We start from the raw sequence: 25,018 nt of genomic DNA on the forward strand, positions 1-25,018 counted from the left end.
CGGGCCCCGGCCTCAGGACGCGGTGCTCAGGGACAGCGCGAAGCGCCCGCGCTCGTCCGTCCACCAGTGCGTCAGCTTCAGTCCCGCCGCGGCCAGTTCGGACCGCACGCCGTCCTCGCGGAACTTCGCGGACACCTCGGTGCGCAGGTCCTCGCCCCGCTCGAAGTCGACCGCGAGGTCCAGGGCGGGGATCTTCACCGTCTGCGTGAGCCGGGACCGCAGCCGCATCTCGATCCACTCCCGGTCGCGGTCCCAGACGGCCACGTGGCTGAACGCGTCGGGGTCGAAGTCCGCGCCCAGCTCGCGGTTCACGACGTGCAGCACGTTCTTGTTGAACGCGGCGGTCACGCCCGCCCCGTCGTCGTACGCCGACACCAGGACCGACTCGTCCTTGACCAGGTCCGTGCCGAGGAGCAGCGCGTCCCCGGGGGACAGCAGGCCGCGCACCGAGGCGAGGAACGCGGCGCGCTCGGCGGGCAGCAGATTGCCGACGGTGCCGCCGAGGAACGCCACCAGGCGCGGCCCCGGCGTGCCCGGCAGCGCGAGGCCCTGGGTGAAGTCGGCCACGAGCGCGTGCACGCTCAGGGAGGGCCGCTGGGCGAGGAGCGTGTTCGCCGCGCCGGTGAGCGCGGACTCGCTGACGTCGACGGGCACGTACGTGTCCAGGTCCGTCAGGGCGTCGATGAGGTGCCGGGTCTTGTCGGAGGATCCCGAGCCGAGCTCTATCAGCGTGCGGGCCCCGGTGACCTCGGCGATCCGTGCCGACCTGGCCACCAGGATCTCGCGCTCGGCACGCGTCGGGTAGTACTCGGGCAGGGTGGTGATCTCGTCGAACAGGACGCTGCCGCGCGCGTCGTAGAACCACTTGGGCGGCAGCGTCTTCGGGGTGCGCGACAGGCCGTGCAGGACGTCGGCGCGCAGGGCCGCGTCGGTGGCGTCCTCGGGCAGGGTGCGGGTCAGCAGGAACGGGCTCACGCAGGTGGCTCCTTGAGCGGGGTGAGAAGGACGTCGGTGCGGCTCGCGTGGAGCAGCGTGTGGTCGGGGACCTCGCGCCAGCGCGGGTCGTCGTCGTACGGCTCGGAGGCGGCGACGGTGCCGCGCCCGGGCACGGCCAGGTACCAGAGGGTGTCGCCCCAGGCCGTCGCGGCGATCGTCGCGCCGTCGGTGACCAGCAGGTTCAGCCGTGATCCCGGGGCCGCCTCCGCGACCTCCACGACCGTGTCCGCGAGCGCCTGCGGCAGCGGCTCGCCGCGCCGCAGCCGGGCCTGGACGAGCGCCCAGACCAGCGCCGAGTCGCAGCGCGCCTCCAGGGAGAGGAGGTCGGCGGTCGGGAGCCCGGCGGCGAGCGGCGCGAGCGAGCCTGGCCAGCCGGACACCGCGCCGTTGTGGCTGAACAGCCGGCGGTCCGCGGCGAACGGCGCCGCCGCGGCCTCCCCGTCCGCCCCGGCCACGGTGGCGTCGCGCACGGCGGCGAGCACCGCCGCGGAGCGCACCACGCGCGCGAGGTCGGCGAACGACTGGTCGCCCCAGATCGGCCCGGCCCGCCGGTAGCGCGCGGGCACCGGGTCGCCGTCGGCGTACCAGCCCACGCCGAAGCCGTCGGCGTTGACCGTGCCGTGCCGCTGGTGCCGGGGCGCCCATGACTGCCGGAAGAGACCGGACGAAGGCGTGACGAGCAGCGCGCCCAGGTGCTCGGGCGCGCCGACGTAGGCGAGGTGACGGCACATCAGCCGAGCTCCGCGGCCAGCTCGGCGGCCGTGGCGTCACGGGCCGTGCGGAAGCCGGAGAAGATCTGCCGCCGCACCGGGTGGTCCCAGTTGCGGAAGGTGCCCCGGCAGGCCACGGCGTCCACGGAGAAGGCGCCGCCGCGCAGGACCTTGTAGTCGCCGCCGAAGAACACCTCCGAGTACTCGCGGTAGGGGTAGGCCACGAAGCCCGGGTAGGGCAGGAAGTCGCTCGCCGTCCACTCCCACACGTCGCCCATCAACTGCCTTACGCCGAGCGGCGACTCGCCCTGCGGATAGCTGCCGGCGGGCGCCGGGCGCAGATGGCGCTGGCCCAGGTTCGCGTGCTGGGGCGCGGGGTCCTCGTCCCCCCATGGGTAGCGCGCCGAGCGGTCCTCGTCGGGCCGGTGGCGGGCCGCCTTCTCCCACTCGGCCTCGGTGGGCAGGCGCCGCCCCGCCCAGCGCGCGTACGCGTCCGCCTCGTACCAGCTGACGTGGACCACCGGCTCGTCGGCGGGCACCGGCTCGACGTGGCCGAAGCGGCGCCGCAGCCACTGGCCGCCCTCGCGGCGCCAGAACAGCGGCGCCGCGAGGCCGTTCTTGCGGACCGTCTCCCAGCCGCGCTCGTGCCACCAGCGCGGCTCCTCGTACCCGCCGTCGTCGATGAAGCGCTGGTACGCGGCGTTCGTCACCGGCGTGGTGTCGAGGAAGAAGGGCGGCACGAGCCGCTGGTGGGCGGGGCGTTCGTTGTCGAGCGCCCAGGGCTCGGTGGACGTGCCCATGGTGAACGTGCCGCCGGGCACGAGGACTTCGTCCGGGCCGCCGAAGGCCGGAGCGGGCTCCGGGTCGGGGGCGGTGAGCGCCGGGCCGCCCGCGCGCAGCTGATGGGTGATCAGCATCGTCTCGTCGTGCTGCTGTTCGTGCTGCGCGATCATGCCGAAGGCGAAGCCGGCGTCGGTGAGGCCGGCCACCGCCTGCGTGCCGCCCGCGGCGATCGGGGCGTCCGGCGCGAACGGGGTGCCGTCCGTGAACGGGGTGCTCTCCAGGACGTCGAGCGCCCGGCCGCGCACGTCGGCGGCGTAGCGGCGGGCCTCCTCGGGCGCGAGCAGCGGCAGCGAGGGACGGGCGGCGCGCGGATGCTCGAAGGCGTCGTACAGGGAGTCGATCTCGGGCCGCAGGGCGTCGCGGCCGCCGACCGCGCGCAGCAGCCACTGCTCCTCCTGGTTGCCTATGTGGGCGAGGTCCCACACCAGCGGCGACATCAACGGCGAGTGCTGCGCGGTCAGTTCGGAGTCCTCGACGCAGGAGGTGAGCAGCGCGGTCCGCTCGCGCGCGGCCCGGAGCGCGCCGAGCGCGCGCTCCCGCAGCTCCTCGGGGCCGACGGGCGCGCCGTGCGGGGCTCCGGCCGTGGAACCGGTCATCGCGGTACGTCCTTCCCGGGGACGAGCGCCCCTTGTGCGTCGAGTTCGTCGAGCAGGTCGTCCGCGGGGCAGCGGCCCCGGGCGACGTACCGGTCGGCGTACGCCGTGACGGCGGCGAGCACCTCGGGGGCGGCGCCGAGCCGGGGCAGCGCCTCCAGGGCCGCGGCGAAGCAGGCCGTCGCCGCCTCGCGCAGCTCCGGGTCCGCCAGGCCGTGGCGCGCCGCGTCCAGCCACAGCGGGCTGTGCGGCGCGGGCGTCACCCCGGCCCGCTCGGCCAGCGGCTTGACGGTGCGGTAGGCGGTCTCGGTGGCCTGCGCGTCGTCGAAGAGCGCCATGGTCACGGCGAGCGGCACCACCCAGCCGTCCTCGCCCGGCTGCGCGTCGACCATGCGCAGCTCCAGGTGCCCGCGCGGTCTGACCGGCGGGAACAGCGTGGTGAGGTGGTAGTCGAGGTCCCCGCGCGTGGGCGGCCGCGGCAGCCCCGAGCGCACCCAGGACCGGAAGCTCAGGCCCTGGGGGACCAGCCACGGCGCCCCGTCCGCGGCCCCGGAGCGCCCGGCACCCGCCGCGCTCTCGGCGTTCCCGGTGTTCTCGGTGTGCGCTGCGTTCTCGGTACGTACGCACATCACCGGCGCGTCCAGGGCGTGCCGTGCCCAGGCCGCCCGTGGCTCCTCGTCGAGCGCGGGCGCGCCCGACCGGCCGGGGTCGATGCCCGCCCACACGGCCTGCCGCGTGGACCGCCAGCCCGTGGCCCGGCCGTCCTGCACCGGCGAGTTGGCGAACGCCGCCACCAGGACCGGGCCGAGCAGGTGCGCGAGCCGCCAGCGCCGGGCGAAGCCGAGCGGCCCCGGCTCCGCGTACCCGGCGTCCAGGCAGATCTGCACGGACGCCGTGGAGCACATCATGCGGCGGCCCGCCTCGCCCGCGCGGTCGAGCCAGCACTCCATGGCGTCGTAGCGCGGCTCCCGCAGCAGCCGCGTCGGGGCACGCCACGGATCGGCGCCGAGGCCGGTGAGGGTGAGGTCCAGGGGGCGGAGCGTGTCACGGACGACGGTGAGATCGGCCGCCACGGCCGATACGCACTCCATGAGCGAGGCGGCGGGCAGCGAGCTGAGCTCCAGCTGACCGCCGGGTTCCACGGTGACCGCCGAGTGCAGGGATTCGGTCCGCAGGGCCGCGCGGGCGGTCTCGACGCGGGCGGACGTGACGGGAAGGCGCGGGGAGCGCCGGTCGTGGACGAGCCACTCCAGCTCCACGCCGACGGCGGCGGGCGGTCCGTTCTTGAAGCAGATGCCGCGCACCAGGGCCTCGACCTCCGCCTCGGTCACGGCGTCCCGAGGACGCACGCGACGGTTCGTACAGTCTCCCTCTGGCATGCCGGGGGTCCTCCTGTTCCGGGCGGCCCGGACGTCGCGTCCGGGCAGCGCTCGTAACACCCAAGACCTTGAAGCTATTTCGCACAAGACGGCCCCGGGTGGCCGGGAAGTGCCGTTGTGGTGAACGACGGCCGCGCCACGCCGCCCGTTCACGCACCACACGCGGGATTCCTTCCAATAGACCACGCGCGTGCCGTTCCCGCACGGGATGGCCGAAACGGCACGTCCGCCCCTGGGGGGAGCGCCGGTCAGTCGCGGGACGCCGGGTGCTCGATGCGGTACTGCTCCGCGAGCTCGTCGAAGACGTCGCTGGTCGGCCCGCCCAGGACGGCCGGGTGGGCGCCGCCCACGAAGGACCGCACCCGGTCCGTCACCTCGGCCGCCTTCGCGGCGCTCGCGTAGATGCCGAGCACCAGGGAGCCGTCACCCGCGGTGAAGCCCCAGGGCACCTCGCAGGGCCCGGCGTGGTCCTCGACGGGACACAGCAGGCGGGCGAGGGGTTCCTGGAGCGCGAGCGCCGCTCGTGTGTCGGCGAAACCGTGGATGTGGATCTCGTAGAGCTGCACGGGCCAGACGGTAGACGGCGCTTTCCCGAGGCGCACGGCATTTTCGGGCGCCGCACAAGGCTTCCACGCGCCCCTTGGTCGCCGCTTCGCCCCCGGGCAGGCCCCGACGGCCCCGCCCTCTCAGGGCGCCGCCCGCGTGTCCGCCGGCTCCGGCCAGTGCGCGTGCCAGCGCCGGTCCGCCTCCAGCTGGGCCGCCAGGGAGATGAGCAGCGGCTCGCTGCCCGCGGGGCCGAGGAGCTGGGCGCCCACGGGCAGGCCGCCCGCGACCCGGCCCGCGGGCACGTTCACACCCGGCCAGCCGAGCACGTTCCACGGCCACGCGTACGGGCACGCCGCGATCATCGCCTGGTCCGTGCGCCAACCGCTGAGCCCGGCGAGGGCCCCGACGGGCGGCGGCGGGGTGGCCGTCGTGGGCGCGAGGACCACGTCGTACGTGGCGAAGACGGCGCCGACCCGGCGCTGCAGGGTCGCCTCCGCCCGGCGGGAGAGCCGCAGCGGCGCGCCGCCGAGCAGCCGCCCGAGCCGGGCCGCCTCCTTGGTGCGCGGGTCGAGCAGAGCGGGGTCGGGCACCTCGCGCACCCAGTCGGCGACGCCCGCCGTGGCCCGGGGCACGAAGGCCAGGCCGATCTGGCCGTAGCGCGGGTCGGCCTCCTCCACGTCGTGTCCGAGCGCGGCCAGGCGGTCGGCGAGTTCCACGACCTTGGCGCGCACGAGGCGGTGCAGACGCTTGGGCGTGGCCGTGAACGGCGTGCGCAGGGAGAGCGCCACGCGCAGCCTGCCCGGTTCGCGCGTGGCGGCCTCGGCGGCGCGGATCGAGGACGGCTGGTGCGGGTCGTCCCTGTGGTTGCCGCTCGCCGCGTCCAGGAGCAGCGCGGCATCGGCCACGGTGCGCGCGAGCGGGCCGTTGACGGTGATGCCGTTGAACGCCTCCGGCCACGGCCACGTCGAGATCCGCCCGCGCTGCGGCTTGATCCCGACGAGATGGGTCCACGCGGCCGGGATCCGCACCGAGCCCGCGCCGTCCGAGCCGAGCGCCACCGGCACCAGGCCCGCCGCGACCGCCGCGGCGGAGCCGCCCGACGAACCGCCCGGCGTGTGAGCGGTGTTCCACGGATTGCGGGTGGCACCGAAGGCGGGCCCCTCCGTGAACGGCCACTGCCCCAGCTCGCACGTGTTGGTCTTGCCGACGACGACCGCGCCCGCGGCCCGCAGCCTGCGCACCGCCTCCGCGTCCCGCGCCTTGGGCGGGAAGTCGCCGGGGCAGCCGAACGCCGTCGGCTCGCCCGCCACGTCCGTGTCGTCCTTCACCGCGAGCGGCACCCCGAGCAGCGGGGCGCGGGCGCCACTCGCCAACTGCCGGTCGGCGGCGTCCGCTTCGGCGAGCGCGGCCTCGGCGCGCACCACGCGGAAGGCGTTGAGCGTGGGCTGTGTCGCCAGGATCCGGCTCAGCGTCCGCTCGGTGAGTTCGCGGGCGGACACCTCGCCCGCGCTGAGCGCGCGGACGGTCTCCGCGAGGCCTTCGGAACGGTCGCTGCTCATGTGGGGGCACCTTCGGTCGGGCGGCGCGGCCGCGGTTGCTTACCGCACGGTAGCTTCCGGCGGGCCAACGCGGTATCGGGGCAGCGGAGTTCACCCCCGCCCGCCGCGCGCGCTCCGCGGGGCCGCGGCGCGCGTGAGCGGCGTGTGCCGCTCCGGCCGAGCCGCGTGTGCGCGGTCAGCGGCGTGTGTGACCTCCCGCGCTACCAGCCACGATGGCGTGCGCGCCCGTGCCCCGTCGACTGCCCGGCAGCGCCCCCGCGCCCGCCTGGGTGCGCCCCGGGGCCGTCTGGAAGGATTGCCTTCGTCATGGTGCAGATACCGAAGCAGCAGGCCGCGCCGGATCCGGCGCCGACCGCGCCGAGCCCGCCACCCGACCCCGAGCCGCAGGACGCCGACCAGCGCGTGCCGCACTCCGTTCCGACCAGCGCCGACGTCGCACGCCTCGCGGGCGTCTCGCGCGCCACCGTGAGCTACGTCCTGAACAACACCAGCGCCGTGCGCATCAGCGAGCCCACCCGCCGCCGCGTCCGCGAGGCCGCCAAGGAGCTGGGCTACGTCCCGCACGCCGCAGCCCGCAGCCTGCGCGCCGGGCACACCCGCATGGTCCTCATGCCCACGCCCCAGATCCCCGTGGGCCCGCTCTTCAACCAGTTCTTCAGCGAACTCCAGTGGGCGCTCAGCCGGTTCGACTACACCGTCGTGCAGTACGGCAGTCTCGGCCTCACCGGTGAGGAGGCCGCCCGCGCCTGGGCCGAGCTGCGCCCGGTCGCGGTGCTCGCCCCCGACGCGACCGCGCTCGGCGCCCGCGGCGTCTCCGTCCTCAAGCGCTCGGGCGCCAAGGCGGTGTTCACGCTCGGCCCGCAGCGCGCCGAGGGGGCGCACGCGCTGCTCATGGACCAGCGCCTGGTCGGCCGCAGCGCCGCCGAGCACCTGCTCGCCCGCGGCCGCCGCCGCATAGGCGTCGTGGTCCCCGAGGAGCCCGGGCTCGAACCCTTCTCGCGGCCGCGCCTCGACGGCGTGCGGGCCGCCGTGCGCGGCGCGGGCGACAGCGGGGTGACCGAGCTGCCGCTGGGCTACGGCGAGGACTCCGCGGCCCGGCTCGCGGGCCGCTGGCGCGGTCTCGGCCTGGACGCCGTCTTCGCGTACAACGACGAGTACGCGATGCTCCTCATGCGCGCCCTCCAGGACGAGGGCATACGCGTCCCGGACGACGCGGCCGTCGTCGGCGCCGACGACCTGATGCTCGGGCGGCTCCTCCGCCCGCGCCTGAGCAGCGTCCGCATCGAGCTGCCGTCGGGCCGCGGCCTGGCCGAGCTCGTCGACCGGGTGGTGCGGGAGCCCGGGGCGCGGCCGGAGGTCCACGACGTCCTCGGCGCGAGCGTGGTGCACCGCGAGTCGAGCTGAGCCCCGGCCCCGCGCCCCGGAGCAGGCGTTACGCCCCCTGCTCCTTGGCCTGCTGCTCCGCGACCGACTTGCGGACCTCGTCCATGTCGAGCCCCCGGGCCTGACCGATCACGTCCTCCAGGGCGGACTCGGGCAGCGCGCCCGGCTGCGCGAACACCGCGACCTGGTCCCGGACGATCATCAGCGTGGGAATCGACTGGATGCCGAAGGCGGCGGCGAGCTCCGGCTGCGCCTCCGTGTCGACCTTGCCGAAGACCAGGTCCGGGTTGGCCTCCGCGGCCTTCTCGTAGACCGGCGCGAACTGGCGGCAGGGCCCGCACCAGGACGCCCAGAAGTCGATCAGGACGAAGTCGTTCTCCGTCATCGTCTGGTCGAAGTTTTCCTTCGTGAGCTCCACGGTCGTGCTCATGATGAGTCTCTCTTCCTGCGTGGGGGCGAAGCCGTCGTGCACAACGGCCGCGGCGGCGGCCGTATTCCGCGCGCGTACCCGTGTGGCCACGCCGCACACCTGGCACCAGACTGGCCCCATGAAGCGATCCACGGACGCCACGGGCGAAGCAGCGGACAACACGTACGACGTAGTGGTCATCGGGGCCGGACCCGTGGGCGAGAACGTCGCCGACCGGGCGCGCGCCGCGGGCCTCAGCGCGGCGATCGTGGAGAGCGAGCTGGTCGGCGGCGAGTGCTCGTACTGGGCCTGCATGCCCAGCAAGGCGCTGCTGCGGCCCGTCGTGGCCCGCGCGGACGCGCGCCGCGTGCCGGGCCTGCGCCACCTCGTCGAGGGCGCCCTCGACGCGTCCGCCGTCCTCGCCCACCGGGACGCGTACGCCTCCCACTGGAAGGACGACGGCCAGGTCGGCTGGCTGGACTCGATCGGTGTGGACCTGTTCCGCGGCCACGGCCGCCTCGCGGGCGCGCGCCGGGTGACCGTGACCGCCGCCGACGGGACCCTCACACGGCTTGCGGCCCGGCACGCCGTCGCGGTGTGCACCGGCAGCCGGGCCGTGGTGCCCGACCTGCCCGGCGCCGCCGACGCCAAGCCGTGGACCAGCCGCGAGGCGACCAGCGCCGACCACGTGCCCGACCGCCTGGTCGTGGTCGGCGGCGGCGTGGTCGGCGTGGAGATGGCCACGGTCTGGCAGGCGCTCGGCTCCCGCGTGACCCTGCTGGTGCGCGGCGAGGGCCTGCTGCCCAAGATGGAGCCGTTCGCCGGGGAGCTCGTCGCCGACGCGCTGCGCGAGGCGGGCGCGGACGTACGGACGGACACCTCGGTGAAGGCGGTGCGCCGGGACGGCGCCACGGTCACCGTCGAGCTCGAAGGGGGCGACCGGATCGAGGCCGACGAGATCCTCTTCGCCACCGGCCGCGCCCCGCGCACCGATGACCTCGGCCTGGACACGGTCGGCCTGGAGCCCGGCGCGTGGCTGCCCGTCGACGACAGCTGCCAGGTCGCGGGCAGCGACTGGCTGTACGCCGTGGGCGATGTGAACCACCGGGCGCTCCTGACCCACCAGGGCAAGTACCAGGCGCGGATCGCGGGCGCCGCGATCGCCGTCCGCGCTCAGCGGGTGCCGATCCTGGAGACCGACCGGTGGGGCGCCCACAGCGCGACCGCCGACCACGACGCCGTCCCGCAGGTCGTCTTCACCGACCCGGAGGTGGCGTCGGCGGGCCTCACCCTCGCCGCCGCCGAGGAGGCGGGCCACCGCGTGCGCGCCGTCGACTACGACCTCGCGTCCGTCGCCGGGGCGGGCCTGTACGCCGACGGGTACCGGGGCCGCGCCCGCATGGTCGTCGACCTGGACCGCGAAGTCGTCCTCGGCGTCACCTTCGTCGGCCCCGGCGTCGGCGAGCTCATCCACTCCGCCACGGTCGCCATCGCGGGCGAGGTGCCGATCGACCGCCTGTGGCACGCGGTCCCGGCGTACCCGACGATCAGCGAGGTGTGGCTGCGGCTCCTGGAGACGTACCGGGGCTGACGGGGCCCCCTTCAACGGGGCCCACCCCCTTCATCTGACAGGGGGCCGCCCCGTCAGCAGGGCACGGCCGGACGGCGGCCGTGCCCTACGCCCGCCTCCGGGCCGTCCTGGCGGCCCGGGAGGGCCGCAGCGCCGCGAGCTCGTCCTCGCCCTTGCCGCCCCAGACTCCCGACGTCTGGCCGGAGCTCAGCGCGTACGTGAGGCACTCACGCGCTACCGCGCAGCTCTCGCAGATGCGTTTGGCCTCCTCCTGTTCCTGTTCGGCCGGTCCGGAGGTGCCGACGGGGAAGAACAGCTCAGGGTCCTCATCAGCACACGCGGCCCGGTGGATCCAGTCCTGTCGCAGGGGCACCGTTTCCATGCCGCGGCGGGTGCCCGGGAGCGAAGGGGACGAAACGGCGTTGTCCGGTCAGCCGTCCGCGAGGATCGCGTCCAGATGCCGGAGCGCCGTCGTCACGCGTGCCGGGTCCTGCTGGAAGAACGGGTCGTCGGGGACCGGCAGCGACCCGGCGAGCGCGATGCCCCGCCCGCGCGCCCACGTGGCGTCGTCGGCGCCGAGTGCCACCCGGAACGTGGCGCGGGCCTGCGCGGGCAGGAACATCCACGCCGGGATCAGGTCGCACGCCGGGTCGCCCACGGCAAGCGTCCCGAAGTCGATGACGGCGCTCAGCCGCCCCCCGGCCGCCAGCAGATTGCCGGTCGCCAGGTCGCCGTGCAGCCACACCGGCGGACCGTCCCAGGCGGGCGCCGCGAGGGCCTGCTCCCACACCGCCGTGACCGCGTCGGTGTCGACCGTGCCGTCCAGCTTCGCGATCTTCGCCCGTACGGTGGAGTCGGCGGCCAGCTGCGGGCACTCGGTGCCCACGCGCGTGCCCCGGAAGGCATTGCTCCACTGCGGCGGCGGGCCGTCCGTCGCGTCGACGCGCTGCAACGCCCGGATGAACCCGGCGAGTTGGACCGCGGCCTCGTGCGGATCCGCCAGGCCGTCCGTCGTGGCGGGCTCGCCCGGAAGCCAGCGGCAGACCGACCACGGGAACGGATACCCCTCGCCCGGCTCGCCCTGCGCCAGCGGCTGCGAGACCGCGAGCGGCAGCTGCGGGGCCAGCCACGGCAGCCAGCGCTGCTCCCGTTCGACCTGGCCGGTCCAGCGGGCGTAGCGGGGCAGCCGCAGCGCCATGTCGTCGCCAAGGCGGAAGGTCGCGTTGTCCATGCCGGAGCGCGGCACCGGCGTCACGGGCAGGTGTGCCCAGCGCGGGAACTGCGCCGCCAGGAGGCGCCGCACCAGCGGCTCGTCGATGGTGACCGCGACATCGTCGTCGTCCTGGGCGTCCGGGACGCCCTGCTCGTCGACGTCGATGGCGATGTGCTGCTCGTCGTACGTCTCGTCGGTACCGCTCGATGTCACGGGAACTCCTCGGCCGGACCGTGTGCCCGGCGCTTTCGTCGACCTGGTGGAAGGTGCCCCATCCCACCCGTCGGCCGGATCCGCTGTCCACCGAGTTTCCGGGTGCCCCGCCGCCGGGCGACGCCGGGGCGAGGCCGCGCCGGACGACCGCTTCATAGCTCGCCGTCGACGCCAGTCGACGCGCTGGACGTGGCCACGACCGACTGCGGCCACGCCGATGGCGACCGCGTTGATGACGGTCCGGCCGACCGCTGATCGGGACCGCCGCAATTCTGACGACGCAGGAGAGCCGAAGCTGGATCCCGACGGGAACTAATGCGCTTTAGTCGGTGCTGGCGGAGACCGGTGTCCGCGCCTCGCGCGGCGCCCGGCCCGGCCCGGCGGAGCCTCCCGCGGACGGCGCGGGGACCGCGGCGCCGCCCCCGCCCTGCCCGCGCAGCCGCCGCAGCACGCGCCGCGCCCGCGCGGGCAGGATGCGCCGCCAGGCCCGCCTGCGGCGGGTGGAGCGCAGCTCGGCGAAGAGGAGTTCGTGCCGGGCCGCGATCGGCTCCGGGTCGTAGCGGCGGGCGCTCTCCAGGGCGGCGGCGCCCATCGCACGCCGCCGCGGCGCGTCCTCGATGAGTTCCAGCAGCGCCTTGGCGAGCGCGGCCTCGTCGCCCGTCGGCACCAGGCGGCCGTCGTGGCCGTCGCTGATGATCTCGGCGGGGCCGAGCGGGCAGTCGGTGCTCACCACCGGAACGCCGCACCGCATGGCCTCCACCAGCGTCATGCCGAACGACTCGGCGTCCGAGGCGGACGCGACCACGGAGGCCCGCGCGAACTCCGGCTCGATCGGCGAGCGCACCCCCATCAGCTCCACCCGCCCGCCGAGGCCCAGCTCCTCGACCGCGCGCTCCAGCGGCTCCTTCTGCTGGCCGCCGCCGTAGATCCGCAGCCGCCAGTCGGGGTGCCGCTCCGCGACCGTGGCGAAGGCCGACACCAGCAGGTCGAACCGCTTGCCGGGGACGAGCCGCCCCGCCGCTGCGACGACCTTGGCGGTGCCGTCCGAGGGCGGGACCTGCGGCCTGGGCACCATGTTCGGGATGCTCAGGATCCGCACCCCAGGCAGCGGCATCCGTCTGCGGTAGACGTCCGCGTCGGCCTCCGTGGTCGTCACCAGGGCGTCGAGACGGCGGTAGTGGCGCGCGAGTTGGGCGCGAAGGCGTTTGCTGTGCGCGTCGTGCCGCAGGTGCTCCTGACCGACGAGCAGCGCGCGGCGCGGACCGAACCGCGCGAGGTACACATTGATCCCCGGCCGCGTACCGACGATCACGTCCGCGTCGCAGCGCCGCAGATACGCCGCGACGCGCGCGTCGTGCAGGCGCGTGTACTGGTGGTGGCGCCGCTCCGCCGACGGGAAGGCCTCGGCGGGCTCGGCGAACAGCGGATCGAGCGTGTCCGCGCTCCCCGCCCTGACGTCCACCAGCGGGACGAGCCGCACCCGCGGGTCGACCTCGAAGCGCGGCCGCTCGCGGTGGCGCATCAGTGAGACGACGGTGACGTCGTGGCGCTCGGACAACGCGGACGCGAGGTTGAGGGTGGTGCGAATGGTGCCCCCCACCCCGTACACGTTGTGCAGCAGGAACACGACCTTCAGAGCCTTCATGCGGAGCTTTCCCCTCGGCGGTGCTCGACAGATCCGCGCGTGGGTCGGGACGCGCGGCGAAATGACGCGGCGGAAACCGCGGGCCACCTTTCCGCGCCCGGGTAAGCCGGGATTCCGGCCACGGTGAGAGGACGGTAAGAACGCGGCCGCGCGCCGGTGGAACAGGGGGCGGTTGGCAGACTAACGGGATGCCGCACACCGAGCCGTATCGCAACACGCCGACTCCCGGCGGTCCACCGCACACCGTGCTGCTCGCCGAGGACGACCGCGCCATCCGCAACGCCCTGGAGCGCGCCCTGACCCTGGAGGGCTACCGCGTCACGGCCGTCGCCGACGGCGTCCAAGCACTCGCGGCCGTGCACCGGCAACCGCCGGACCTGCTCGTCCTGGACGTGATGATGCCCGGCATCGACGGCCTCCAGGTCTGCCGGGTGCTGCGCGCCGAAGGCAGCAGGACACCCGTCCTCATGCTCACCGCCCGGGTGGAGACCGCCGACCGCGTCGCCGGGCTCGACGCGGGCGCCGACGACTACGTGGCCAAGCCCTTCGAGGTCGACGAGGTCTTCGCCCGCCTGCGCGCGCTGCTGCGCCGGGCGGACGCAGCGCCCCTGCCCGGTGCGGGCGCGGGAGAGGAGCCCGACGGCGTCGTCACGGCGGGCGACCTGCGCATCGCCCCCGGGGCGCGCCGCGTCTGGCGCGGCCCCCGCGAAGTCGAGCTCACCCGAACCGAGTTCGACCTCCTGCACCTGCTGGCCCGCAACGAGGGCATCGTCCTGGACCACGCCACGATCTACGACCGCATCTGGGGCTACGACTTCGGCCCGAGCTCCAAGAACCTCGCCGTGTACGTGGGCTACCTGCGCCGCAAGCTCGACGTGCCCGGGGCGCCGCCGCTCATCCACACCCTGCGGGGCGTCGGCTACGTCCTGCGGGCGTCATGAGCGGCGGCGACCTCGGCACGCCGGGTGGCACCGCCGACGGGGGCCGCCGGGCGCGCGCCCGGATCGGGGTCAGCCTCGGCACGAGGTTCGCCGCCTCCTTCGCCGCGGTCGCCGTCGTCGTGACCCTGCTGGTGGGCTTCCTCAGCTACGACGCCGCGGCCCGCCTCATCCGCCGCGACCAGCACGCCGCCTTCAACGAGGTCGTCGAGGACCTGCGCCAGCAGGTGCGCAGACACCGTACGGGCATCACCGTCGTCGCCGACCTCGACGGCGACGGCATCCGCGACGACCTGCTCCGGCCCACCCGCTCCGACGCCCAGGTCCTCGGCCCGCGCGGCGGGGTCACCGAGCGCGGCGGACGCCGCCTGCCGGTGGGCGACGAGGAACGCGCGACGGCCGCCGAGGAGCGGGCGGGCGTGGTGACGCGCCGCGACGTCGAACTCGCCCGCGGGGACTACTGGCTCGTCACCGTCTCCCTCGGCGAAGGCCAGGGCGCCGTCCAGGTGGCGCGGCAGTTCAGCGACACCGAGGACCTGCTGCACAGCCTCCAGCGGCGCACGCTGCTGCTCGCCACCCTCGTGGTGCTCGCCGCCGCCGTGGCGGGGTGGTGGCTGGCCCGCCGGATCACCCGGCGTCTGGTGCGGCTCGCCCACGCGGCCGAGGACGTGGCGCAGACCGGCCGCGTCGACCGGCAGGTGCCGGTGGCGGGCAGCGACGAGGTGGGGCGGCTCGGCCGGTCCTTCGACCGCATGCTGGGCCGGCTCGCGCAGGCCGAGGACGACCAGCGGCGGCTCGTCCAGGACGCGGGGCACGAGCTGCGCACGCCGCTCACCTCCCTGCGGACGAACATCGCGCTGCTGTGCCGCATCGACGAACTGCCGCCGCCCGTGCGGGCGGAGCTGGTCGTCGACCTGGCCGACGAGTCCCGTGAACTCACCGACCTCGTCAACGACCTCGTCGCCATCGCGGCGGGCCGCCACGACGACGAACCGCCCGTCGACGTCGTCCTCGCCGAGGTCGCCGAAGAGGCGGCGGTGGTGGCGCGCCGCCGCACCGGCCGCGCGATCGCGGTCCACGCCCGGGACGACGGGCCCGTACGGGCCCGCCCCGCCGCGGTCAGGGGCGCCATCACCAACCTCTTGGAGAATGCCGCCAAGTTCGACCGCGACGGCACCGCCCCCATCGACCTGTTGGTCTCCACCGGCCGCGTCGAGGTCCACGACCGCGGCCCCGGCATCGCGGCCACCGACCTCGCCCGCGTCTTCGACCGCTTCTACCGCGCCCCGGCCGCGCGCAGCCTCCCCGGTTCGGGCCTCGGCCTGTCCATCGTCCGCGACGTGGCGGTGTCCCACGGCGGCACGGTGTTCGCCGGGGCGAGGCCCGGGGGAGGGGCGGTGGTGGGCTTCACCCTGGGCGAGCCGTGAGGCCGGGGCACGCCCCGGCCTCCGTCCTACAGGACCGGCTCGCCGTCCAGCGCGGCGGCCATCCGCAGGTGCGGTACGGCCTCCGCGTCCCGGCCCTGCCGTTCGAGGGTGCGGCCCAGCATCAGCCGGGCGTAGCTCTCGACGGGGTCGAGCTCCAGGACCGCGCGCAGCTCCGTCTCGGCGCGGCGCAGCTGGGCCGAGTGGTAGTAGGCGCGGGCGAGCAGCAGCCGCGGCGCGACCTGCTCGGGCACCTCGTCGGCCAGCGGGGCGAGGATGCGCGCGGCCGTCGCGTACTCCTTGGCGTCGAAGAACTGCCCCGCCCGCTCCCAGCGCTCGGCGGAGGTGCCGTGGTCGTAGTAGGTGATGTTCACTGTTTGCCTCCTCGACGGCACACAACAGCACCAGGTAATTGAATATTCCACTACGTGGGGGTGGCCGTGTGGGGGCGGGGGCGGCCCCGGCGCCGGACGGCACGAATCCGCTGATGCGGGCGGGCCGGGGTGGATGCTGACGGGCCGGGCCCCTCGGGGCTAGGTTGGGCGGTATGAGCAATCTTGATCGCGAGGCGGTGCCGGCCCAGTGCGGCGGCCGCGGGTTCGTCGTCGCGGAACCGGTGCGGGAACTCCTCAGTCCTCGACGCGTGCAGCTCGGCGAGTCCACCGAGGTGCGCCGGCTCCTGCCGAACCTGGGGCGGCGGATGGTGGGCGCCTGGTGCTTCGTCGATCACTACGGCCCCGACGACATCGCCGACGAGCCCGGCATGCAGGTGCCGCCGCACCCCCACATGGGCCTGCAGACCGTGTCGTGGCTGCACGAGGGCGAGGTCCTGCACCGCGACAGCACCGGCAGCCTGCAGACGGTCCGCCCCCGCGAGCTGGGCCTGATGACGTCGGGCCGCGCCATCTCCCACTCCGAGGAGAGCCCCAAGGCCCACGCCCGCCTCCTGCACGGCGCGCAGCTCTGGGTGGCGCTGCCGGACGCCCACCGCCACACCGAGCCGCACTTCGAGCACCACCCCGACCTGCCGGTCGTCACCGCACCGGGCCTGAGCGCGAAGCTCCTGCTCGGCACCCTGGACGGCACCACGTCGCCCGGTACGACGTACACCCCCATCGTCGGCGCGGACCTGACCCTCACCCAGGGCGCCGACCTGCGCCTCCCCCTCGAAACCGACTTCGAGTACGCCGTCCTGTCCATGTCCGGCGAGGCCCACGTGGACGGCGTCCCGCTGCTCCCCGGCTCCATGCTCTACCTGGGCTGCGGCCGCACCGAACTCCCCGTACGCGCCACGTCCGACACCAGCCTCATGCTCCTCGGCGGCGAGCCGTTCGAGGAGGAGCTCATCATGTGGTGGAACTTCATCGGCCGCACCCAGTCCGACATCGAACAGGCCCGCACCGACTGGATGACGGGCACGCGCTTCGGCGAGGTGAAGGGCTACGACGGAGGCCCGCTACCCGCGCCGGAGCTGCCGTCAGTGCCGCTAAAGCCGCGGGGGCGCGTGCGCTGATCTGCGGAAATGAGGATGAGTGGCGGTTCGGGGCGATGGGCGAGCGCGACCGGTGTAGCGGTCGCCGGACCCGCTGAGTGACGGCCTTCGGCCGCCCTCTCCTTACCTTGACGGCGTCGAGCTTGATTCCGGTCTGCGGGCGGGTGCGGTCGGCTTTAGGCGGACTCTTGCTGACCTGATGCTGACTTTGCTGATGGCATGTCAGGTGCTGTTTCGGTCTCGCTGCCGATCGCGAGGACGTCCGTGGCGAACGCCACCGTGTGGACGTGGCTGTCGTGCTGGAGTCCGCCCAGCTCCAGGAGGTGGCCCGCGTGCAGTCGGCGGTGCAGCATCGTCCGGACGGCGAGGGGCGGCGTTGCGGGCGGCTGCGGGGGCGGTGTGCTGTCCGGGGTCTCCGGTTCCCGGGGCTGTACGAGGGAGTCCTCGTAGCGGAGCCGTACGAACGGGTCCGCTCCCCCGAGCGCCATGGGCGCGTTCGTTTTCCCCGGCCGTACGGAGGCGGCCTCTTCCCGGAGTCGTACGGAGGGGTCCTCGCCCACGGTGGCGAGGAGGCGTCCTGCGGGTGAGGACGCCGCCGCCCGGACGGGTCCGGTGTGCCCGGTGACGGGGTCACCGATCGGGGTGTGGCTGGTGGCGTCCCAAAACCGGAGGGTGCCGTCCTTGCCCGCCGTGGCGAGCAGAGTGCCGTCCGGCGAGAACGCCACCGACAACGTGGGCCCGTCGCTGGTGTGGATCTTGCCGGTCACCTTGTGGGCGGTGAGGTTCCACAGCCGCACGGCGCCGCTGTCGCTCGCGGTGACGAGTTGGCCGACGTCCTGGGTAGACACCAGGGGCACGACGGGTCCGTCGTGTCGGGCGAGGACCAGCCGACCCTCTAGTGGGTTGGAAAATCAAACTCACTTGGTTACCGTTCGATGTACCAGTACATCCAGTTTTCACATCCGCAGGATTCCGGGCGTGTGACCTGGCCTGTTCGAGAGGTATGCGCAGTGACACATTCGCCGGCAGACCCGATTCGCGTGTTCCTCGTCGAACGGAATCCCATCGTCAGGATCGGTATCCGTGCCGTTCTCGCGGACAGCGCCGTACGGCTGGTGGGCGAGGCTCCGGACGCCGGGACATGTCTGGAAGGCATCGGGGACGCGAGGCCCGACGTCGTGCTCCTGGACCTCGACCTGCCGGGAGGCTCGGGGCTGGACACTGTCCGGGCGCTGGCGCGCCGCTACCCGCCCCTGGGCATCCTGGTGACGGGGTGGGCGCGGGGCGGTTGGGACGAACTGGTGCTGAAGGCCCTGTGCGCGGGAGCCAAGGGCTTCCTGCTCAAGGATTCGGAACCCACCATGGTCCTCGACGCCATCAGGCTCGTCCGGGGTGGAGGCGTGGCGTTCAGCCCCGGTGTCGAGTACGCGCTCTCCGCCCTGCGGGGCCCGTCGGCGGAGGCTCGGAGGCGGGGTGCCCTCCCCGCGCTCACGGCCCGTGAGTACGACGTGCTCCGGCTCGTCGCCCGCGGCTTCGACAACCGGCGCATCGCGCGCGAGCTGACCCTCTCGGACAAGACCGTGCGCAACTACGTCTCGGCTGTCCTGGGCAAACTCGGTGTCGGCAGCCGCGGTGAAGCCATCGTGGCGGCCCTCTCCGCGGGGCTGACGGGCACCGGCGACCGGGGCCCGGCCCGGTCGCCGCTCGCCTCCCGCCCGGGGCGATTCCCGGAAGGCTTCCGGATGTTCGACACCCGGCCGCGGCGGCCCGCCGTGCTCCCCGGAGCTCAGTGAGGCAGAGCGTCCCGGACGAGCTCCAGCGCGCGGACGCGTCCGTTGAGGTCGGAGGCCCAGACCGTCACCATGAGTTCGTCCGGTTCGTAGAGCGAGAGGTGGTCCGCCAGGGGCCGACGCAGCGTTCGCCCGTCTCCGCGGATCAGCATGCTGCCGACGTCCGGTACGGGTACGGGCGGCAGCGGAGCGTCCGGGAGACATGAGGCCGTCGTCGGCAGGGCGCCGGAAGCCAGCTGCCTGCGCGCCTCGGGCGGCAGGTGGGCGGCGCCGGCAAGGACACCGGCGAAGCCTGCGGTCAGGGCGTCGACCGTGTCGGCCGAGTCGGCCGCCGCCACACGGACGGCCAGTACGGCCTTCGGCGTGTCCAGCCACGGCGAGGGCTCGAACTCCTCGCGGTACAGGCCCACCAGGTCGGGCCGTGCGTCCCTGAGGGCGAACTGGCCGAAGACGTAGGGGAGCCCCAGGCGCGCGGCGAGCCGTGCGCTGCCGGGCCCGGAACCGGTGATGACCAGAGGCATGCTCTTCAGGTCTCCCGCGCGGCGTCCGAGGAGCTCGACCAGTTCGGCGGCGAGTTCCTCGAAGGGCCGGGGGAGGCCCGGAGCGTGATGGGAGAGCAGGGCCGCGAGCGCCTCCTGTGTGGCACCGGGACCGCGGCAGACTCCGGCATCGGTCCGTCCCGGAGCGAGACCCGCCAGGACGCTGATCGACTCGGCCAGCTTCCAGGGCGCGTACAGCGGCAAGGGGAAGGCACCCACTCCCACCCTGATGCGGGTGGTGACGGCGCCGATCGCGGCGGCCAGCACCTCGGGGGAGCCGCAGGCGTGCGAGCGGTCGCCGTGGTGCTCGGCCACCCAGAAGCGGTGACAGCCCAACTCCTCGGCGGCCCGCGCGAATGCGACTGTCTCGGCGAGGGCGGTGCTTCTCCGCGTCCCGTAGTGAACGGGTACCTGGTCGAGCACGCTGAAGGGGATGCGCGTCACGGTGTCCCCGCCTTCGCGCCACCGGCTCGTTCCCCCGGGGCCGCTCTCGTCGCGTTTGTCGGCACGGCGGCGCCTGTCTGTGCTGATCCCATGCTGCTCCTCTGCGTCTGTGATCTGGTGCTTGTGGTGCACGGCGCGGGACTTCGGGTGGGCGCCGGTGCCAAGGGGGCGGCCGTGCGAGCCCGTTGGGCGGATGCACGGAGACCGCGGCCGGGCGCTATTGGTATCCCGAGGCCTGGAGGCGGAAGAGGCGGGCGTAGAGGCCCTGTGACGTCATCAGGTCGTCGTGCGAGCCCTGTTCGCGCACTCTGCCCGCGTCGATGACGACGATGTGGTCGGCGGTGCGGACGGCGGAGAACCGGTGGGCGACGAGCAGGGACGTCGACCCTTCGTGCACCTTCCTGAGCAGGCCGAAGATCTCAGCCTCGGCGGCGGCGTCGACGGCGGCCGTCGGCTCGTCCAGCAGCATGACGGGGGCCTCGCGGAAGAAGGCGCGTGCCAGGGCCACCTTCTGCCACTGCCCGCCGGAGAGCTGCCGGCCCCCGGTGAACCAGCGGCCCAGATACGTATCCAGCCCCTGCGGCAGTTCGTCGAGGAAGCCGAGTGCCCGCCCGTGGTCGGCCGCGGCGCGGATGCCTTGCTCGTCGTCGAGGCGGCCGGCCCTGCCCAGGCCGATGTTCTCGCGGGCCGGTGCCTCGTACTGGATGTAGTCCTGGAAGATCGCGCCGATGCCGTTTCGCAGCTCGGCGAGGTCGTACTCGGCAAGGGGGCGGCCGTCCACCAGGATGGTTCCGCTCGTCGGCTCGTAGAACCGGGCGAGGAGCTTGAGCAGGGTGGACTTGCCCGCTCCGTTGCTCCCCACCAGGGCGACGCAGGTGCCCGCGGGAACGGTGAACGAGACGTCTTCGAGGACCGGTTCCGCACTCCCGGGGTAAGTGAAGGACACCTGGCGGAACTCGATGCCCTGGCGCAACCGCTCCGGAAGAACGCGGTGCCCCTGCGTGACGGACTCCGAGGGGAGATCGATGAAGGCGAACAGGTTCCCGAGGAACAGGTTGTTCTCGTAGAGCTGCGTGGCGCTGGCGAAGAGGGTCTGCACGGACGTCTGGATCAGCGCTATGCCGGTGATGTACCCGGCGAGCGCCCCGACCTGTCCGGTCCGCAGGGCCGTGTGCACGGCCAGCAGTACGGCCCCGCCGGTGACCAGCGTGCTCACAAGACCGGCCAGCGCCGTGGCCAGGGCCTGGCGTCGCTCGATGTCCTGGTCGACGCTGTAGAACTCGTCCACCAGGGCCTTCGACCGGCTCAGCAGCAAGGGGGCGAGGTCGAGCAGGCGCGTCTCCTTGTACGTCTGGTCGTTGGTCAGCAGATGTTCCAGATAGATGAGCTTGCGCCGGTCCTCCGCCCGCGCGTTCTGGACGGCGTGCGTGCGTCGGCTGAACGCCAGCCCCACCAGAGCGGACGGCACGGGGGCGAGACAGAGGGCGAGCGCCAAGGGAATGTCGTTGTGCAGCAGCACGGCGCCGACGGAGAGGAAGGACAGCAGGGACGAGACCACGGAAGCGAAACCGGTGAACGCCTGGTAGGGGCGGAAAGTGGCCTCACGGGTGGCACGTTGCAGCGCGTCGTAGGTTTCCGCGTCCTCGAACTGCTGGAGTGAGAGCCCGGCGGCCTTCTCCATGAGCAGCAGAGTGACGGCGTCCGACAGCCTGTTGCGCAGGAGCGTCTCCTGGTACGTCCGCAGCACCCCCAGGAAGTGACCGACGACGGACAGAGCGACCAGGCAGCCTCCGGACAGCAGCGCGGGACCCTGCTCGGCGGCACCGGTGCCGCCGAAGCTGTCCGCCACGTGCTGGACGGTGCGGGCCGTGAGGTGGACCTGGAGCGCGGGGACGACGGCGCCGAGCGCGGTGACCGCGGTGAGCACCAGGACCTGCGAACGGCCGATGCCCCACAGGAGAGCCAGGGCCCGCTGCCATGAGCGGCTCATGCGGTCTCCGGGAGCGGCCATCGGCGACGGCTCTCCTCCGGTGCGTCCGGGCGCCCCGACAACGAGCGCAGCGCGAGGGCCCACAGGTCGTGACACCGCCGCTCCCGGACCCGGTCCACGCCCGAAAGGCGAATGCTCTGCATGTGCAGCAGGCTGCGCAGGATCTCGTCCTCCGTGCCGACGAGCCGTCCGGCTGCCGCGAGCTGCCGGACGTGCTGCCCCGCCCGGGCCACCGCCCGCGACTGCCTGGCGAGGATGGCGCCGAGGTCGTCCGCCCAGAGCCGGGCGGTGGGGTCGGGATGGGCGTCCCAGGGGGCCAGGAGGTCGCACAAGGTGGCGCGCAGTGCCCGGAACCGGGTTCGTGCCTCGACGGAGACGCCGTGCGCGTCGCCCGCAGTCCCGGATGCGCTTGCCGGTGCCCCCCATTGCCGGGAGAGGGTGTCCATGGCGAACACACCCACCACGTCCGGGTCCAGCTGCCCGGGGCGGGCACGCTGGAGGCCCACCAGGGCCGCGGCGGCGTCGCTCCCCGCCTCGAAGGCCGCCTCCAGCGTCTCGATGGCCTCGGGCCCCCCGTACCGCTCGGTCTCCCTGTCGTACGCCACCACGGCGAGGTCGCGCGCCAGCCCCTCGTCCACCAGAGTCCTGGCCCAGGCGATCGCGCGGTGGAGGAGGGGCGCGCCGTCCGTGCCCGGTGCGCGCCGCAGCCGTATCCGCAGATGGGGGTGGGGGTCGCAGTAGCGGATGAAGAACCACCGGTCGATGAGGTGCTCCTCGCGCAGCTCCTGGACGAAAGCGGGCAGCGGACCGCTGATGATGTCGTCGTGCCGCCCGAGTGCCGCGTACACCTTGAGATGGGCCCAGTCACCGCCCACGAGGTGGTGCTTGACGTGCGTCGACGCGCTGCGGCGGGCGGCGGGCCCGGTGACCGGCGCGGCGATGGCCGGGCGACGGGTGGCCGCCGCGTCCCGCGCGAGAAGCGGAACGACGATCTCGCTGGCGTACGGGCGCCCGTCCGGGTCCCGCAGCCACAGCTGCGAGAAGTCCGGGAGCATCTCCTCCAGCATGAGCGGGAGCGAGCCGACGGCCGTCGTGCGGCGCAGCTCGCGGTGGATCTCGTCCACACAGAGGGGGTGGTCGAGATCGAGCAGGAGCTTGTTGTCCAGGACGGAGAGACAGACCCACTTCGGCACGCGCCACGTACGACGCCACTCCTGGAAGGCGTCGAAGAACCGGTCACGGTCGGGCAGCGCGCCGGTGAAGGGCTGGACCGCGCCGGGCATGTCGACGTCGATGCGCCACCGCGCCGGTCGCAGTACGACGCGGCCGCGCGAGACCCTCGGCAGCACCGGTGCCGAGTCCAGCAGGCCCCAGTCGAACTCCGCGAGCTGGGCGAAGCCGTCGTCCGACACCTCCAGGAGGAACCGGCAGATGTTCGGGGCCTTGTACGGGTTCAGCACGTGGCTCTGAGTGACCCTCAGTTCCCTTCCCAGCGTCGCCGACCGCAGGTAGAGACGGTCGTCGGTGGCGCCGACCAGCACGTCCGAGAGGAGGATCTGCTGGACGGGTCCGCCCGAGGGGGAGGTGTTGACGCAGATCTCATGGCTGCGCAAGGACGGGTGAATGGCCAGGTTGCCGCCCCTGCCTTCCTGGTGGACATAGCTGAGCTCGACGAACAGCGCCTCTGGGCAGAGCGCTTCCTCCGCGGTGGCGATCTGCCGCAGCTTCGTCGTCAGATCGTGCCCGAGGACGTCGGAGAACCGGCCGAGCAGCCGTCCGCCGTCCCGCAGCGGCGCGGGGGAGAGCACCAGCTTCCACTCGCCCCGGTCGAGGGCCTCCTTGGAGCTGCTCGCGATCTGCGCGGTGACGTCCAGCGACGGCCTGGCGGAAGGGTCCGCGGTACCGGCCGGGTCCCACGTCTCCAGGAAGGCGTCGGTGATCTCGATCTCGTTCCGGCCCTGGTGCAGGGCGGCGGCCGTGAGGGAGGCGAGTGCCTGCTCGGCCCGTCCGGGGCCGTGCTCGGGCAGGGGCGGCAACGGGGTCGACCGCGGAGGATAGGAGTAGGTCTCGGGTGCGTCGAGCCCCTGCTCCGCGTTGAGGAGCTGGAGGACCGGCACTTCGGCGCCCACGCCGTAGCGTTCGACGAACGCCTGGTGGTACTGGGCCAGGTGGCGCGGGCGACTGCGCTGGAGCCCCAGCCGCAGGAGCGTCTCGGCGGCGTCCGCGGCGGCCTCCGCGACGTCGGCCTTGATCACCGGGGTGAGGAGAGCAGCGGTGGCGTCCACCTGGTACGCGTCGCGTTCGTAGTCGGGTGCTGTCGATCGCTGGTGGGCGTCCAGCAGGGACAGGCGGCGGGAGAGATCCGCTCGCGGCGCCTCGTCCACCCGGGCCGCGTAGGCGTGTGTGCGCTCCAGTGCGCTCCGGTACGGCTCGGCACTGTCGACGCCCTGGATCCGTTCGAGGAGAGCCCGCTCAGGCCGGGTGTCAGTGGTGGCCGGGCGCAGATCGCTGGTGAGGATGTGCAGGTCCCAGAGCCCGTCCACCAGCGCCCTGATCCTGTCCTCGCCCGCTCCGGGCAGTGCGGACCGCATGCGTGCGATCAGCTCGGCGTACGAGGGCCGGCCCTCGGCGCACCGCAGCGCCAGGTCCACGGCGCGGGTGGTCCGCACGCTGGCCGAGCGGTTGTCGGACTGCCCGTAGACGTCGGTGACAGGCAGAACCAGGCGCCCGCCGCTGCGGTAGAGGCAGGGGTTCACCACGACGCGCAGGGAGTCCCGCAGGAACCGGTCGCCCTCCAGGGTCCTGATCAACGTCAGCAGCCAGCCCACGTCGGCCCGGGTCCGGGTGGAGGCCGGGGCCTCCCGCATCCGCGCCAGCCGCGTGGCGTCACCGAACTCCCCCGCCCCCACCTGGGCGAAGAGACCGAAGGGGGTCGGCCGAGTGCTCATCCGCGCCACATACCGAAGGAGGGACGAGTGCACGCGCTCGTCGGCGTCGCCGTTGTCGCCGTCGCGTGCCATCCGTTCCAGCTCCCGGAAGAGACTGGGGCTCGCCACCTGGACGGCCTCGCGCAGCAACGGCTCCTCCGCCAGGTCCAAGAGCCGCGCACGGGCCCGTTGACGCCGGTGGGCGAGGTTCTCCGGCGGCCACGCGAGGGCGGAGAGCTCCGTCTCCCCGTCGCCTGTCACGGCGCTGTGGTAGTCGCGGAGCTCCCTCGGCTCGTCGTCCAGAACGTACCGGTAGGAGTCGGTGGTCAATGTGGGGGTGCGCAGGAGGAAGAAACCGGCGGGGCGGTACACCGCCGGGTGCGCTGGGCTGTGGGACCGGGGCATGAAGGTTCTC

At 73.9% G+C, this 25,018-nt stretch carries 21 protein-coding genes; 6 read left to right on the forward strand and 15 right to left on the reverse strand.

Annotated features, from left to right (window positions below; translation table 11 throughout):
- Positions 1–12: 12 nt before the first annotated feature.
- From egtD to MQV74_RS35165, 6 genes are all read right to left on the reverse strand, one after another.
- The gene (gene egtD, locus MQV74_RS35140) at positions 13–975 is read right to left on the reverse strand and encodes an L-histidine N(alpha)-methyltransferase (RefSeq protein ID WP_242727081.1); all 963 of its coding nucleotides are present in this window, start codon (positions 973–975) and stop codon (positions 13–15) included.
- A complete protein-coding gene (egtC, locus tag MQV74_RS35145) occupies positions 972–1,727 on the reverse strand; it encodes an ergothioneine biosynthesis protein EgtC (RefSeq protein ID WP_242727082.1) in 756 nt (251 codons plus the stop codon). Before egtC ends, egtD begins: the two co-directional genes overlap by 4 nt.
- Positions 1,727–3,145 (reverse strand): ergothioneine biosynthesis protein EgtB, encoded by a 1,419-nt coding sequence (gene egtB, locus MQV74_RS35150; RefSeq protein ID WP_242727083.1) that lies wholly within the window; start codon positions 3,143–3,145, stop codon positions 1,727–1,729. Before egtB ends, egtC begins: the two co-directional genes overlap by 1 nt.
- Entirely contained in the window at positions 3,142–4,521 is a 1,380-nt protein-coding gene (gene egtA, locus MQV74_RS35155) for an ergothioneine biosynthesis glutamate--cysteine ligase EgtA (protein ID WP_242727084.1), read from the reverse strand. The genes egtB and egtA overlap by 4 nt, the downstream gene beginning before the upstream one ends.
- A gap of 248 nt (positions 4,522–4,769) precedes the next feature.
- Positions 4,770–5,087: a hypothetical protein gene (locus MQV74_RS35160; RefSeq protein WP_242727085.1), complete on the reverse strand. Its 318-nt coding sequence runs from the start codon at positions 5,085–5,087 to the stop codon at positions 4,770–4,772.
- 120 nt (positions 5,088–5,207) lie between these two features.
- Complete coding sequence (locus MQV74_RS35165) at positions 5,208–6,626, reverse strand: amidase (protein ID WP_242727087.1); 1,419 nt, start codon at positions 6,624–6,626, stop codon at positions 5,208–5,210.
- Positions 6,627–6,932: 306 nt separating this feature from the next.
- Here MQV74_RS35165 and MQV74_RS35170 point away from each other — a divergent pair, with 306 nt between their 5' ends.
- Positions 6,933–8,030: a LacI family DNA-binding transcriptional regulator gene (locus MQV74_RS35170; RefSeq protein WP_242727089.1), complete on the forward strand. Its 1,098-nt coding sequence runs from the start codon at positions 6,933–6,935 to the stop codon at positions 8,028–8,030.
- 28 nt (positions 8,031–8,058) lie between these two features.
- On the opposite strand, the gene trxA is transcribed toward MQV74_RS35170, so the two are convergent.
- The gene (trxA, locus tag MQV74_RS35175; protein WP_242727091.1) at positions 8,059–8,439 is read right to left on the reverse strand and encodes a thioredoxin; all 381 of its coding nucleotides are present in this window, start codon (positions 8,437–8,439) and stop codon (positions 8,059–8,061) included.
- 118 nt (positions 8,440–8,557) lie between these two features.
- Here trxA and MQV74_RS35180 point away from each other — a divergent pair, with 118 nt between their 5' ends.
- Entirely contained in the window at positions 8,558–10,009 is a 1,452-nt protein-coding gene (locus MQV74_RS35180; protein WP_242727093.1) for a dihydrolipoyl dehydrogenase family protein, read from the forward strand.
- 85 nt (positions 10,010–10,094) lie between these two features.
- Here MQV74_RS35180 and MQV74_RS35185 read toward each other — a convergent pair whose 3' ends face one another.
- From MQV74_RS35185 to MQV74_RS35195, 3 genes are all read right to left on the reverse strand, one after another.
- Complete coding sequence (locus tag MQV74_RS35185) at positions 10,095–10,370, reverse strand: WhiB family transcriptional regulator (RefSeq protein ID WP_242727102.1); 276 nt, start codon at positions 10,368–10,370, stop codon at positions 10,095–10,097.
- A 48-nt stretch (positions 10,371–10,418) separates the two neighbouring features.
- A complete protein-coding gene (locus MQV74_RS35190; RefSeq protein WP_374120814.1) occupies positions 10,419–11,366 on the reverse strand; it encodes an aminoglycoside phosphotransferase family protein in 948 nt (315 codons plus the stop codon).
- A 370-nt stretch (positions 11,367–11,736) separates the two neighbouring features.
- Positions 11,737–13,050 carry a glycosyltransferase family 4 protein gene (locus tag MQV74_RS35195; RefSeq protein ID WP_242729307.1) on the reverse strand — a complete coding sequence of 438 codons (1,314 nt, stop codon included), beginning with the start codon at positions 13,048–13,050 and terminating at the stop codon, positions 11,737–11,739.
- Positions 13,051–13,247: 197 nt separating this feature from the next.
- On the opposite strand from MQV74_RS35195, the gene MQV74_RS35200 reads away from it, so the two are divergent.
- Together MQV74_RS35200 and MQV74_RS35205 are read left to right on the forward strand one after the other, a co-directional pair.
- Positions 13,248–14,000, forward strand: coding sequence for a response regulator transcription factor (locus MQV74_RS35200; protein ID WP_242727106.1), 753 nt, complete (start codon positions 13,248–13,250; stop codon positions 13,998–14,000).
- Entirely contained in the window at positions 13,997–15,424 is a 1,428-nt protein-coding gene (locus MQV74_RS35205) for a sensor histidine kinase (protein ID WP_242727108.1), read from the forward strand. The genes MQV74_RS35200 and MQV74_RS35205 overlap by 4 nt, the downstream gene beginning before the upstream one ends.
- Positions 15,425–15,450: 26 nt before the next feature.
- On the opposite strand, the gene MQV74_RS35210 is transcribed toward MQV74_RS35205, so the two are convergent.
- The gene (locus MQV74_RS35210) at positions 15,451–15,795 is read right to left on the reverse strand and encodes a tetratricopeptide repeat protein (RefSeq protein ID WP_242727110.1); all 345 of its coding nucleotides are present in this window, start codon (positions 15,793–15,795) and stop codon (positions 15,451–15,453) included.
- 173 nt (positions 15,796–15,968) lie between these two features.
- Here MQV74_RS35210 and MQV74_RS35215 point away from each other — a divergent pair, with 173 nt between their 5' ends.
- Entirely contained in the window at positions 15,969–16,934 is a 966-nt protein-coding gene (locus tag MQV74_RS35215) for a pirin family protein (protein WP_242727112.1), read from the forward strand.
- Between the two features lie 155 nt (positions 16,935–17,089).
- Here the strand turns inward: MQV74_RS35215 and MQV74_RS35220 are convergent, their stop codons facing one another.
- A complete protein-coding gene (locus tag MQV74_RS35220) occupies positions 17,090–17,770 on the reverse strand; it encodes a WD40 repeat domain-containing protein (RefSeq protein WP_242727115.1) in 681 nt (226 codons plus the stop codon).
- Between the two features lie 183 nt (positions 17,771–17,953).
- Here MQV74_RS35220 and MQV74_RS35225 point away from each other — a divergent pair, with 183 nt between their 5' ends.
- Positions 17,954–18,706 (forward strand): LuxR C-terminal-related transcriptional regulator, encoded by a 753-nt coding sequence (locus tag MQV74_RS35225; protein ID WP_242727117.1) that lies wholly within the window; start codon positions 17,954–17,956, stop codon positions 18,704–18,706.
- Here the strand turns inward: MQV74_RS35225 and MQV74_RS35230 are convergent.
- The 3 genes from MQV74_RS35230 to MQV74_RS35240 all read right to left on the reverse strand — a co-directional run bounded on the left by MQV74_RS35230 (position 18,700) and on the right by MQV74_RS35240 (position 25,008).
- Positions 18,700–19,686 (reverse strand): MsnO8 family LLM class oxidoreductase, encoded by a 987-nt coding sequence (locus MQV74_RS35230; RefSeq protein ID WP_242727118.1) that lies wholly within the window; start codon positions 19,684–19,686, stop codon positions 18,700–18,702. The genes MQV74_RS35225 and MQV74_RS35230 overlap by 7 nt on opposite strands.
- Before the next feature lie 217 nt (positions 19,687–19,903).
- On the reverse strand, positions 19,904–21,697 hold the full coding sequence (locus MQV74_RS35235) for an ABC transporter ATP-binding protein (RefSeq protein WP_242727120.1): 1,794 nt from the start codon (positions 21,695–21,697) through the stop codon (positions 19,904–19,906).
- Entirely contained in the window at positions 21,673–25,008 is a 3,336-nt protein-coding gene (locus MQV74_RS35240) for a lantibiotic dehydratase (RefSeq protein WP_242727122.1), read from the reverse strand. The genes MQV74_RS35235 and MQV74_RS35240 overlap by 25 nt, the downstream gene beginning before the upstream one ends.
- Positions 25,009–25,018 lie beyond the last annotated feature (10 nt).

The sequence above is a fragment of the Streptomyces sp. AN091965 genome (assembly GCF_022698285.1).
Taxonomy (GTDB): domain Bacteria; phylum Actinomycetota; class Actinomycetes; order Streptomycetales; family Streptomycetaceae; genus Streptomyces.